12 protein-coding genes are annotated in these 11467 nt (G+C 69.0%); 3 read left to right on the top strand and 9 right to left on the bottom strand.

Features of this window, described 5'->3' with window-relative positions; translation table 11 throughout:
• Position 1: 1 nt before the first annotated feature.
• The 3 genes from efeB to efeU are packed head-to-tail and all read right to left on the bottom strand — an operon-like array spanning position 2 to position 3513.
• Positions 2–1309, bottom strand: a complete 1308-nt coding sequence (gene efeB / locus AUC47_RS14090; RefSeq protein WP_096715825.1) for an iron uptake transporter deferrochelatase/peroxidase subunit — start codon at positions 1307–1309, stop codon at positions 2–4.
• Between the two features lie 21 nt (positions 1310–1330).
• Positions 1331–2563 (bottom strand): iron uptake system protein EfeO, encoded by a 1233-nt coding sequence (gene efeO, locus AUC47_RS14085; protein ID WP_096715824.1) that lies wholly within the window; start codon positions 2561–2563, stop codon positions 1331–1333.
• Complete coding sequence (gene efeU, locus AUC47_RS14080; protein WP_096715823.1) at positions 2560–3513, bottom strand: iron uptake transporter permease EfeU; 954 nt, start codon at positions 3511–3513, stop codon at positions 2560–2562. The genes efeO and efeU overlap by 4 nt, the downstream gene beginning before the upstream one ends.
• Before the next feature lie 164 nt (positions 3514–3677).
• Between efeU and AUC47_RS14075 the strand changes: the two genes are divergently transcribed.
• A complete protein-coding gene (locus AUC47_RS14075; RefSeq protein ID WP_096715822.1) occupies positions 3678–4682 on the top strand; it encodes an isopenicillin N synthase family dioxygenase in 1005 nt (334 codons plus the stop codon).
• A gap of 10 nt (positions 4683–4692) precedes the next feature.
• On the opposite strand, the gene AUC47_RS14070 is transcribed toward AUC47_RS14075, so the two are convergent.
• The 3 genes from AUC47_RS14070 to rpsO all read right to left on the bottom strand — a co-directional run bounded on the left by AUC47_RS14070 (position 4693) and on the right by rpsO (position 6342).
• Positions 4693–5013, bottom strand: coding sequence for a transcriptional regulator (locus AUC47_RS14070; RefSeq protein ID WP_256999592.1), 321 nt, complete (start codon positions 5011–5013; stop codon positions 4693–4695).
• Positions 5014–5038: 25 nt separating this feature from the next.
• A complete protein-coding gene (locus tag AUC47_RS14065) occupies positions 5039–5914 on the bottom strand; it encodes a hypothetical protein (RefSeq protein ID WP_096715820.1) in 876 nt (291 codons plus the stop codon).
• Between the two features lie 158 nt (positions 5915–6072).
• Positions 6073–6342 carry a 30S ribosomal protein S15 gene (gene rpsO / locus AUC47_RS14060; RefSeq protein WP_017203073.1) on the bottom strand — a complete coding sequence of 90 codons (270 nt, stop codon included), beginning with the start codon at positions 6340–6342 and terminating at the stop codon, positions 6073–6075.
• 184 nt (positions 6343–6526) lie between these two features.
• Here rpsO and AUC47_RS14055 point away from each other — a divergent pair, with 184 nt between their 5' ends.
• Complete coding sequence (locus tag AUC47_RS14055) at positions 6527–7819, top strand: MFS transporter (RefSeq protein ID WP_096715819.1); 1293 nt, start codon at positions 6527–6529, stop codon at positions 7817–7819.
• A gap of 27 nt (positions 7820–7846) precedes the next feature.
• Here AUC47_RS14055 and AUC47_RS14050 read toward each other — a convergent pair whose 3' ends face one another.
• From AUC47_RS14050 to AUC47_RS14040, 3 genes are all read right to left on the bottom strand, one after another.
• Positions 7847–8398, bottom strand: a complete 552-nt coding sequence (locus AUC47_RS14050) for a YceI family protein (RefSeq protein WP_096715818.1) — start codon at positions 8396–8398, stop codon at positions 7847–7849.
• Between the two features lie 178 nt (positions 8399–8576).
• Complete coding sequence (locus tag AUC47_RS14045; RefSeq protein ID WP_096715817.1) at positions 8577–8945, bottom strand: FKBP-type peptidyl-prolyl cis-trans isomerase; 369 nt, start codon at positions 8943–8945, stop codon at positions 8577–8579.
• Between the two features lie 207 nt (positions 8946–9152).
• Positions 9153–10472: a PrsW family intramembrane metalloprotease gene (locus tag AUC47_RS14040; RefSeq protein ID WP_096715816.1), complete on the bottom strand. Its 1320-nt coding sequence runs from the start codon at positions 10470–10472 to the stop codon at positions 9153–9155.
• 88 nt (positions 10473–10560) lie between these two features.
• Here AUC47_RS14040 and AUC47_RS14035 point away from each other — a divergent pair, with 88 nt between their 5' ends.
• Positions 10561–11430, top strand: coding sequence for a fumarylacetoacetate hydrolase family protein (locus AUC47_RS14035; protein ID WP_096715815.1), 870 nt, complete (start codon positions 10561–10563; stop codon positions 11428–11430).
• Positions 11431–11467 lie beyond the last annotated feature (37 nt).

Raw genomic sequence — 11467 nt, 5'->3', positions numbered from 1 at the left:
CTCAGTCGAACAGGGGCGCCCCGACGTAGGATCCCTGCTCCGCGCCCGCGGGGATCGCCCAGATCCCGGAACCCACGTGCCGGATGTACTCGTTCATGCGGTCGGTCGAGAGCTTCCGCTGCAGCGTGATGAACTGCGCGGGGTCGCGCTGGTACGACAGGAAGAAGAGTCCGGCATCGAGGCGCCCGAGGTCGTTGTTGCCGTCCACGTAGTTGAAGCCGCGACGGAGTATGCGGACCCCGTCGTTCTGCTCCGGATGCGCGAGGCGCACGTGCGAGTTCGCGTCGATGCGCGTGGACGTGAAGTCCGGGGCGGTGTCCTCGTCGCCGCCGGACAGCGGCGCGCCGCGTCCCTTGTCACGCCCGATGATCGTGTCCTGCTCCGACAGGCGCACCCGATCCCACGTCTCGATGAGCATGGCGATCTTCCGCGCGACCAGGTACGAGCCGCCGGCCATCCACGCCGGCTCGTCGGATGCCGCAACCCAGACGTTCTTCGCAAGGGCCTTCTCGTCGTCGGCGAGGATGTTCGCCGTCCCGTCCTTGAAGCCGAACAGGTTGCGCGGGGTCGCCTGATCGGCGGTGGTGCGAGAGGTCTTGCCGAACCCCAGCTGAGACCAGCGGAGCTTCGCGCGGCCGAAGGCGATTCGACTGAGGTTGCGGATCGCGTGCACCGCGACCTGCGGGTCGTCGGCGCACGCCTGGATGCAGAGATCGCCGTTCGACAGCTGCGGGACGAGGTCGTCACCCAGGAACGCGGGAAGCCGTTCCAGCGAGGCGGGACGCTGCGCCGCGATGCCGTACCGGTCGCCGTCCTCGTTCTCGAACAGACTGGGTCCGAAGCCGATCGTGATGGTGAGACCGGCCGCCGGCAGACCGAGCGCCTCGCCCGTGTCGTCCGGCGGCACCTCGGCATCCCCGCCGACCGCCCCCGTGGCGCTCACCTCGAGGCCCTGCGTCAGGCGGGAGGCCGCATAGCTCCAGTCCTGCAGCAGCGTCACGAGGTCGTCCCGGTCGGTGCGCGGCATCATGTCGAACGCCGCGAAGTGAAGGTGCTCCTGCACGGGCGTGGTGATGCCGGCCTGATGCGCGCCGAAGAAGGAGTATGCGTGCTCGGCATCCTCTGCGGCCCGTGCTCGACCGAGCGCCACGCCGCCCGTGAGGCCGGCGCCGAGGCCGACCGCGAGCGATGCGGCACCGCCGCCGAGCGCGAGTCCGAGGAGTCCCCGACGGCTCAGCCCCGCGGGGACGGATGCCGCCGCAGACGCGTCCCATGCGTCTGCGGCGGCCCCGTTCGTGCTGTCGTCCACTCGCGTGATCGTACCCGTCGCTCAGTCGAGGATCGTGCCGGTGAGCTGCGAGAGCGGCTCGGCCAGGGCGTTGATCAGGTCGGTGAACTCGCGCTTGTCGTCGTCGGTGAGTTCGGAGTAACCGACGAAGCCGCCGGCGAGCGACCCGTGCGCGGCGAGCGAGGCCTCGAGAGCGGCGTAGCCGTCTTCGATCTCACCGACGAGAGCCTCGCCCTCGTCACCCTGCGCCGCGGCGAAGTCCTGCACGAGCGAGAACGCCATCTTCGATCCCTCGACGTTGGCGGCGAAGTCATAGAGGTCGGTACTCGACCACCAGTCCTCCTCGCCCGAGATCTTGCCGGTCGCGACCTCGTCGAGCAGGGCGATCGCGCCGTTCGAGATGCCGCCGATACCCTGGTCCTCGAGGGCCTTCGTGAAGTCGTCGGAGTGGACGTAGTCGTAGAGCTCCTGCACGTCGGCGAGGAGCTGGTCGCCGTACCCGACGCGCTCCTCGGGGGTAGACGGCACCCAGTCCTGCCAAGCCGGCGTCTCGCCGTCGGCATTCAGCGCGTCCTGAGCCGGAACCCAGAGGTCTTTCTCGATGCGGTGGAAGCCCGTCCAATCGAGGCCTTCGGCGACGGCATCCACCTCGCGGTAGTCGATGCGGGGGTCGAGCGAGCCGAGCGCCTCGGCGACCGGCTCGATGCGCTCGTAGAAGGCACGCGTCTGCGGGAACTTCGTGCGTGCGGTCTCGTCGTCGCCCGACTCGTACGCGGCGACGAGCTCCTCCACCGCAGGCACGAGCTGGCCGACCTGATCCTTGACGAACGCCGCGTAGAGGTCGACCGCCTGCTGCTTCTGCTCCGAGTCCTCGCCGGCGACCGCGACGCGGTCACCCGTCACCGTGAACTCGGCCTTCCCGACGCCGTCACCGATCATCCCCGGCTTGCAGAGCGTGTAGTACTTTCCCGGCTGGGCGACCACGGTGAGCGTGCGCGACGCGGCGGGGGCGATGTTCTCGACCTCGCCGACGATGCGCAGACCGTCTTCGGCGAGCAGGTAGAACTCCGACGTCTGGGCGCTGTCGTTCTTGACGTCGAAGGTGAGGGTGCCGCTCGTCGCGGTCGAGCCGGACACGGCGCACTCGGAGTCGGTCGACGCCACGTCGAACGCGGCGCCCGCGGCGGCGTCGCTCTTCGCGACGCATCCGCTCAGCACGAGGACGGCCGCACCGGCGGCCGCGACGGATGCCAGGACTCGGCGGGAGGTGGTCATACTGCTCCTTGATCGGTGAGGGACTGCACCGGGGCGTCCGCGTCGGCGGACGACGGTGTCGTGTGAGGGGCGGAGGACCGACGGGATCGGAGCCCGCGGACGAAGAGGATGCCGACGACGGCGAGGTAGACGACCCACGCCGCGACCTGGAGCCAGGTCATCCGGGGCATGAATCCGACGGTCGCCTGCAGGATGCTGGCGACCGCTCCTCCTGGCGCGATGGCGGGGCTCACGTCGAACGCCCAGCCGAAGGGGAACGCGGGCCAGCCGGTCGCGACGGCGCCGGTGAGCGCGTCGACGGGAGCCAGGGCGGTGAAGGGACCCGGCAGCGCTCCGGCCTCCTGGAGATCCATGACGGCATACGCGAGCACGCCGGCGGCGACGACGACGAGGAAGCCGCTCGTCCAGGTGAAGAACCGGCGCAGGTCGAGACGCACGGCGCCTCGCGCCAGCAGCCAGCCGATCGCCACGGCGGTGCCGAGACCGAGCACGGCGCCGAGCAGTGCCGTGGGCGTGTCGCCGAACGACTGCACCATCGACCAGAGCAGGAGGGTCGTCTCGATACCCTCTCGCGCGACGGAGACGAAGCCGATCGCCACGAGCGCCCAGACGCCGCCCTGGGTCAGCGCCCGGTCGAGGCCGCCTTCCAACGTGGCCTTCATGGTGCGCCCGGCCTTCTGCATCCAGAAGATCATCCAGGTGACCATGCCCACAGCGAGCAGCGACATGAGGCCCCCGATGAGCTCCTGCGCCTCGAAGGTCAGGGAGTACGCGCCGAAGGTGAGGATCGCGCCGATCCCCAGGGCGAGCGCGATCGCGAGGCCCACCCCCGCCCACATACGGGGCAGCGCGTCGGTACGTCCGAGCCGGCGGAGGTAGGCGACGAGGATGCCGACGACGAGTGCGGCCTCGAGGCCTTCACGGAGGCCGATGAGAAAGGTGGCGAGCACGGAACGGGAACTCCCTGACGAAACCAAGGTAAGGCATCCCTTACCCAGGAGGAGACCTTAGCATCACGTCGCCGATTGTTTCGACTCGGCGCCTCCGGACGCGCGTCGGGTAACGCGGCGCAACACTCGTCCGCACCGCTGGCACGGCGACTTACGCTCGGGGAATGGCTGATCTCTCGCTCCCCATCCTCGACCTCTCTCAGCTCGATGCCGGCCCCGAGGCAGCAGCACGGTTCCGCGACGAGCTGCGTGCCGCCACCCACGACGTCGGGTTCTTCTACCTGACGGGAACGGGCATCTCCCCCGAGCTGGAGGCGCGCCTGCACCGGGCCGCGCTCGACTTCTTCGCCCTGCCCGACGAGGACAAGCTCGCGATCGAGAACGTGAAGAGCCCCCACTTCCGCGGCTACACGCGCGTCGGTGGAGAGCGGACGCAGGGCAAGGTCGACTGGCGCGAGCAGATCGACATCGGACCGGAACGCGAGCCCGTCGAGGGCGGTCCGGCGTTCAACCGCCTCACGGGCCCGAACCTCTGGCCCGCAGCGCAGCCGGAGCTCAAGGAGGTCGTCACGGAGTGGCATGACACCCTGACGGAGATCGCCCGCAAGCTGCTGCGCGCCTGGGCCCTGACCCTCGGCGCGGAGGAGAACTACTTCGACGAGTCGTTCCGCGACCCGTCGACCCTGATCAAGATCGTTCGGTATCCGGGCACGAATGAGCCGGAGCCGCAGCAGGGCGTCGGCGCGCACAAGGACTCGGGCGTGCTGACGCTGCTCTGGGTCGAGCCTGGCAAGGGCGGTCTCCAGGTCGAGCGCGACGGCGAGTGGGTGTCGGCACCGCCCGTGCCCGGCGCCTTCGTCGTGAACATCGGCGAGCTGCTGGAGTACGCGACCGGCGGGTACCTCAAGGCCACCAACCACCGCGTCATCTCGCCGAGGGCACCCGAGGAGCGCATCTCGATCCCGTTCTTCTTCAACCCGGCCCTGGATCAGCAGCTGCCGCTCCTGGAGCTTCCCGCCGACCTCGCCGCCGAGGCGACGGGCATCACCGAAGACCCGAGCAACCCGATCCACGCGACCTACGGCGAGAATGCGATGAAGTCGCGTCTGCGGGCGCACCCCGACGTGGCGGCGATCCACCACCCCGATCTCGTCGGGCCCGCCGCCTGAGGCGACGCGGTCAGTCGCCCTCGACCGACCGCGTCCCGTCGGCGTGGCGTCCGCCGAGTTCGACGATCTCTCGCAGTGCTCTGAGATGGCCGGTGAATGCCGCCTCCCCCAGCGCCGTCGATCGGATCCAGGTGCGGGGGCGGCTCCCGACCTGACCCTTGCGCGTCTGCACGTACCCGGCATCCACCAGGTGAGCGATCGCCTTGCTCAGCGTGGAGTCGTTCGCCTGGATGACCTTCGCGAGAGTCCCGAAGTCGATCTCCACGCCCTCGCCGAGCGAGGCGAGGACCGAGAACCGGGTCGGCGTCGAGAAGTTGTCGTCGAGTCGCATCCTGGGATGGATCTCCGCGATGCCCTCACTCGACATCGCGGCGCTCCGTCGGGGTCGGCGCGATCGCCACGACGACGGTCGACAGAGCGACCACGACGGCGGCCGCGACACCGAGCAGCGGGTCGACCGGTGATCCGGCTGATGCGTTCAGGGTGACGCCCAGCAGCGCAGTCGCACCGAGAGCACCGACGCCGTACTGCGGCCATCGCCACACCTGCCCCAGGTGGGAGAGACCCCAATCCGTGCGGGCGCCGACGACTCCCACCACGAACGCCGAGCCGATGACGATCGCCAGCACGCTGCTCAACAGCAGGTCGTCGAGGGAGACCACGGCGATCGTGGCTGCGAGCAGCGACCCGACCACCAGCGTCGTGAGACGGGCAGGTCCTTCGAACGGCGGCTGCGGCACGATGCGCCCGTCGCCGGTCGCGGTTCGGAGATGCGCGACTCCGAGGCCTGCGAAGATCAGACAGGACGTCCAGAGCGGCGCTGCGATCACCACGAACGGCGCCTCCGGCGCCACGATCTGCACAGCGAAGGATGCGAGGATGCCGAGCACGCTCAGCACGACGATGGCGACGAAGGCTGCGCGATTGCGAGGCACGCGCACCCGCACGCCGTCGCGCTCCGTCGCTCCCGAGACGATCTGCGCCGCGATCATGATGACGAAGACGAAGACCGGCACGACGGCGGGTCTCCCGGAATCCACCACGACGAGGTGCGCCGTGAGGAACACCCCGGTGACGATGGCCGTGACGATGATCGCCCACCCCTGCACCTGCGATCCGCCCTGACGATCACGCCGAGCACGCACGGCATCCGCCTCCTGCAGATACTGGCGAGCGACGTCGGGCGAGGGCGGATCGAGGGGCGCGAGACCGCGCATCGGCTTCTGTTCCACGTCGCTTCCCCGTTTCGACTCGTCCTGCTTTCCTAAAGGAAAGTCAGCACGAGGTCAACGCTCCGCGCGGCCGTGCCGGACATGACGAAGGCCGCCCCACACCTGGGGCGGCCTTCTCAAGAATGTTCTGCGCGATTGAACGCTGGGTCCGTGGTGCCTTATCGGCGAAGACCAAGGCGCGCGATCAGCGAGCGGTAACGCTCGATGTCGACGCTCTGGAGATAGCCGAGCAGACGACGGCGCTGACCCACGAGCAGGAACAGACCACGACGCGAGTGGTGGTCGTGCTTGTGCTCCTTCAGGTGCTCGGTGAGGTCCTTGATGCGCTGCGTCAGCATCGCGGCCTGCACCTCGGGGGATCCGGTGTCACCGGGGTGCGTCGCGTACTCTTCGATGATCGCCTTCTTGACGTCTGCTTCCAGTGCCATAGATTCGATCCCCTCTCTGCTTGTTGCGCGGCGCCCGACGCCTGATGCGCGAGCTCTCTTTATCCGCGGCCGATCGAACGGCAACCTGACGAGTCTACCAGGCGCGGAGCCGCGAGGTGACCATGCCCACGTCCGCCTCCACGCAGAGCGGATACGCTCGAGGAATGCATGACAGGCACCCGGCGTGAGCAGCGCGCGCGGCCATCTGATCGACCTCAGCCCGCTGAAGGCGAGCCCGGCGTTCGCCCGTATGTGGATCGGCTCCTCGCTCGCGGGGATCGGCGGCCAGCTCACCATCGTCACGGTCATGCTGCACGTGTTCGAGCTCACCGAGAGCACCTTCGCGGTGTCGATGATCGCGGTCGCCGGTCTCGCGCCGATGGTGCTCGCCGGCCTGTACGGCGGGATGCTCGCCGACGCCTTCGATCGGCGCAGGGTCGCGCTGATCGCGGCCACCGTGACGTTCCTCTCCACCGCACTCCTGGCGGCCCTCACGTGGACCGGCGCCGAGACGATCTGGTGGCTGTATGTGCTCAGCATCGTGAACTCGGCGGCGAACTCGGTGGGCATGGCGACGCGCACCGCGATCGTCCCTCGCCTGATCGCCCGCGAGCTGCTGGCCGCAGCATCCGCCCTCAACGGCGTGGCCTTCGGACTGACCGTCATGGCCGGTCCCGCCCTCGCCGGGTTGCTCGTCGCTCTGACCGGCTACGGCTGGACGTACACGATCGACGTCGTGCTCATGCTCTCGATGTTCCTCGGTCTGTGGACTCTTCCCGCGCTTCGCCCCGAGGGAGAGATCGTCCGACCGGGACTGGCGTCGCTCGTCGACGGATGGCGGTTCCTCCGCCGAGCGAGCAATATCCGGATGCAGTACGTCGTCGACATCATCGCGATGACGTTCGGGCAGCCGCTCGCGCTCTTCCCCGCACTCGGGACGATGATCCTCGGCGGCGGCGCCGTGACCACCGGCATCCTCACCGCGTCCGTCGCGGTCGGCACCTTCGCGTCGAGCCTGTTCTCGGGCAGGGTCGTGCAGTACCGATGGCACGGTCGTGGCATCACGCGGTCGGTCGAGGTATACGGCGCGGCGATCCTCCTGTTCGGCGTCGTGCTGCTGATCGGTGCCCTGACCGGCAGTGCGACCGAGAGCTCCCCCGCCATCGCCCTGATCGCCGCCGCCTGCGTCGCGCTGGCGCTCTCCGGAGCCTCCGACAACGTCAGCTCGATCTACCGCAACACGATGATGCAGGCCGCCGTCCCCGACACCATGCGCGGCCGCCTGCAGGGCGTCTTCATCGTCGTGGTGGCCGGTGGTCCGCGCGTCGGAGCGCTCTACGCCGGCGTACTGGCGTCGCTGACCACGCTGTGGTTCCCGCCGCTGCTCGGGGGATTCCTCGTGATCGCACTCGTCGCGATCCTCGCCGGACGCAATCGGCGATTCCACGCCTACGACGCCGAGAGCCCCGCACCCTGACGGGCACGGGGCTCTCGCGAGCTGCGATCAGTCCTGCTGCAGAGCGGCCTGCAGGTCGAGGTTGATCGTGACGTCCTTGCCGACGAGCACGCCTCCGGTCTCGAGCGCGGCGTTCCAGGTCAGACCGAAGTCCTCGCGGTTGATGACGGTCTTGGCCGAGGCGCCGGCCTTGTAGTTGCCCCACGGGTCGGAGCCGAAGCCGCCGAAGTCGACCTCGAACGTGACGGGCTTGGTGATGCCGCGGATCGTGAGGTCGCCGTCGACGAACAGGTCGCCGTTCTCGGCGCGGGCGCCGGTCGAGACGAAGTCCATCGTGGGGAAGTTCTCGGTGTCGAAGAAGTCGGCCGAGCGGAGGTGCTGGTCGCGCCCCTCGTCCTTCGTGTCGACGGACGTGACGTCGACGCTCGCCTGGACGGTGGTCTCGAGCGGGTTCTCGGGTGCGACGAGGGTGGCGCTCTTCACGCCGAAGGTGCCGCGCACCTTCGAGATCATCATGTGTCGGACGCTGAACGTGACCTCGCTGTGCGCGGGGTCGAGGACGTAGGTGCCGGGACGGTAGCCGGGGATGTCGATGGTCATGGTGCTCCTCTGAAGACGTCAGCCGCATCTGCGACCGTGATCGTGGACCGCTCGCGCGGCATCACGTGTCACAACTTACATGCAGTTGCATGTATTCCCCGAATGGTGAGGATTCTCCGGAACGACGGAAGGCGCCGACCCCGGGTGGGGGCGACGCCTTCCGCAGTCGGGGGTCGGATCAGCCGACGGCGACGAGATCGATGATGAAGATCAGGGTCTTGCCGGACAGGAAGTGCCCGCCGCCCGCAGGGCCGTAGGCGAGGTGCGGCGGGATGACGAGCTCGCGTCGTCCACCGACCTTCATGCCGGGGATCCCGTCCTGCCAGCCCTGGATGAGGCCGCGCAGCGGGAACTGGATGGTCTCGCCGCGACCCCAGGAGGAGTCGAATTCCTCGCCGGACTCGAACTCCACCCCGGCGTAGTGGACGGTCACGGTGTCGCCGGGCTTGGCCTCGGCTCCGTCGCCTTCGATGAGGTCGCGGATCACGAGCTCGGAGGGAGCGGGTCCGGTGGGGGCGTCGAACTCAGGCTTTGTGCGATCAGTCATGCTTCCATCCAACCCGAGCCGTCGCGCAGGGGTCAACGAGCTCGCACCTGCTCACAGCGAACACGACGCGACTCGACTCGACTCGACTCGGGAGAAGCTCTTGACACCCGCGGATGCCGGGTGCACCCTGTTTGTAGACCAACTCAACGCCCGGGAGACATGCAGGCATCGCCGCAGCACCGGGCGTTGAGTCTGTCCGGGGGCAGGTCAGTAAGCCAGCAGCGCCGCCCTGGCCGCGCGGGTGCGCACCAGCAGCGCCTGCTCGTCGGCGGGAGCCATCGGATCGCGGCCCGTGATCGCCCGCTGGCGCACGGCGGCCAACATGGTCGCATCCTTGATGAACTCGCGCATGAGCGGTCGACGATCGCCGCGCAGCTGCGCAGCCCAGCGGAGTCCGGTCTTGCGCCCCGCGGGAGTCGCCAGCATCGTGACCTCCTCCGGCGTGAACCACCCCGCCGCCGCGTAGTCGCTCAGACGCGCCTTGGTGAGACGCGCCTCCTCCCGGCGCAGAGCGACGATGCCGAGGATGAAGCCGACGAACAGCGGCACCTGCAGCACGAAGTACAGCAGGAAGAAGTTGGCGAACGACGAGCCGTTCCAGAGCCCGTGCAGGAAGATCGCCCCGAGCATCCCCAGCAGGCCGAAGCCGAGGGCTGCGCCGGCCGACGCGTGCCGCCGGGCCGCGAGGCCGATCGCGAGGCCGGTGAGAGAGGTGAACATGGCGTGGGCGAACGGCGACATGATCGCGCGCATGATGAACGTGACCGTCAGCTGACCGCTGCCGCCTTCGATGAGGCTGATGGCGAAGTACTGGATGTTCTCGGTGAATGCGAATCCGGCGCCGACGAGCGCGCCGTAGACGACCCCGTCGACCGGCCCGTCGAAGGACCGGCGTGCGATCAGGAAGATCAGGAAGACCCCGACGCCCTTCCACAGCTCCTCGACGATCGGCGCCTGGATGACCGCGCTCGCCACCTCGCCGCGCGGTCCGAGCACGGCCGAGAGCCCGAGGTCGACCAGGAGCGTCAGCCCGACCGCCGCGACGGCTCCCCACGCGACGGCCAAGAAGACGAGCGTCTTGGGTTCCGGCTCCCACCGGTCGATCATCCGCACGACGAAGAACACCACAGCCAGCGGCACCAGGGCGAGCACCAGCCCGACGACCGAGGCGAACGGACCCAGGAACAGGCCGAAGTACGCGATGAGACCGAGCAGCAACAGGCCGAGGAACCCGAAGAGGATGCCGAGGGCCACCCCGCTGGCGCGACGGCGGCCCGGCAGCGCCGGCAGCCCCTGCGCGGGTGACGGCGCGACCGGAGCGGGCGGCGAGTAGGGCGTCGGCTGGGCGAGCACGGAGGCGTAGGCGGGACGCTGACCGAATGCGGCCGGTGCGTAGTTCGACTGGGCGTACTGCTGGGCGCCGTACTGCTGGGGATACCCCTGAGGCGCCGGCGGTTGCTGCTGGGGGTACCCGTGCGCGGGCGGCGGCGTGTACGGCGACGGCTGGGCGGGTCCTCCGGAACTCATGCCCACAGCATATTGGTAACAATCAACCGCGGCCCGGTCTGGCGACTTCCTCCAGCGACCGACGGGCGTCAGCGGATACCGTAGAGGCATGCGGTTCGCTCATCTGCGCCGTGCCGACTCCCCCGCTGCGAATCTCGCGGTGGTGGACGGCACCGACGCCATCCTCGTCTCCGACCTCCTCGCCGATGCACCGGCGACCCTGCAGCAGCTGATCGAGGGCGGAACCGCCCTGCTCGACGCGCTCGGATCGGCCCTGGCGGAAGGCGCCGCGCCGCGGCATCCGCTCGGCGACTGGGAGTTCCTCTCCGCCGTCATCGCGCCGCCCGCGGTCCTCGCGGTTGGTCTCAACTACGCCGCTCACTCGAGCGAGCTCGGCCTCAAGACGGATACGGCGCCGACGGTGTTCACCCTCTGGCCGAACTCTCTGACGGGTCACCGGCAGACCACCTCCTGGCCGCGCTCCCTCAGCGAAGCCGTCGACTACGAGGCCGAGCTCGGCGTGCTGATCGGCACGCCCGCCAAGGACGTCTCCGAAGCGGACGCGCTCTCGCACGTGTGGGGGTACACCGTCGTCAACGACATCACCGCTCGGAACATCCAGTTCTCCGAGGCGCAGTGGTCGCGCTGCAAGTCCTTCGACGGATTCACGCCCACGGGTCCGTTCGCCGTCACTGCTGACGAGGTCACAGACCCGCAGGACCTCCACATCTGGGCGGTCGTCGACGGCGAGACGGTGCAGGACGCGAGCACGGGACAGATGGTCCGCTCGGTCGCGAAGCTGATCGCCCACCTCTCACAGTCGCTCACCCTGCTGCCTGGCACGCTCATCTCGACCGGCAGCCCGGGTGGGGCGGGCTACTCCCGCGATCCGCAGATCTTCCTCCGCGACCGCTCCACGGTGACGGTCGGCATCGACGGACTCGGCGAGCTCACGACGCACTGCCGGATGATCGACTGACTCGCACGCGACGACACGGACACAGACGACGGCCCCG

Origin of the sequence: Microbacterium sp. SZ1 (assembly GCF_002362255.1) — a bacterium.
Classification (GTDB): domain Bacteria; phylum Actinomycetota; class Actinomycetes; order Actinomycetales; family Microbacteriaceae; genus Microbacterium.
The sequence above is the reverse complement of the archived record's forward strand: the minus strand, read 5'-3'. Positions and strand labels throughout refer to the sequence as shown.

Coding starts and splice junctions, on each gene's coding strand:
- efeO (WP_096715824.1), bottom strand. CDS start 2,563: ATGACCACCTCCCGCCGAGTCCTGGCATCCGTCGCGGCCGCCGGTGCG.
- AUC47_RS14075 (WP_096715822.1), top strand. CDS start 3,678: ATGGCTGATCTCTCGCTCCCCATCCTCGACCTCTCTCAGCTCGATGCC.
- AUC47_RS14070 (WP_256999592.1), bottom strand. CDS start 5,013: ATGCGACTCGACGACAACTTCTCGACGCCGACCCGGTTCTCGGTCCTC.
- rpsO (WP_017203073.1), bottom strand. CDS start 6,342: ATGGCACTGGAAGCAGACGTCAAGAAGGCGATCATCGAAGAGTACGCG.
- AUC47_RS14050 (WP_096715818.1), bottom strand. CDS start 8,398: ATGACCATCGACATCCCCGGCTACCGTCCCGGCACCTACGTCCTCGAC.
- AUC47_RS14045 (WP_096715817.1), bottom strand. CDS start 8,945: ATGACTGATCGCACAAAGCCTGAGTTCGACGCCCCCACCGGACCCGCT.
- AUC47_RS14040 (WP_096715816.1), bottom strand. CDS start 10,472: ATGAGTTCCGGAGGACCCGCCCAGCCGTCGCCGTACACGCCGCCGCCC.
- AUC47_RS14035 (WP_096715815.1), top strand. CDS start 10,561: ATGCGGTTCGCTCATCTGCGCCGTGCCGACTCCCCCGCTGCGAATCTC.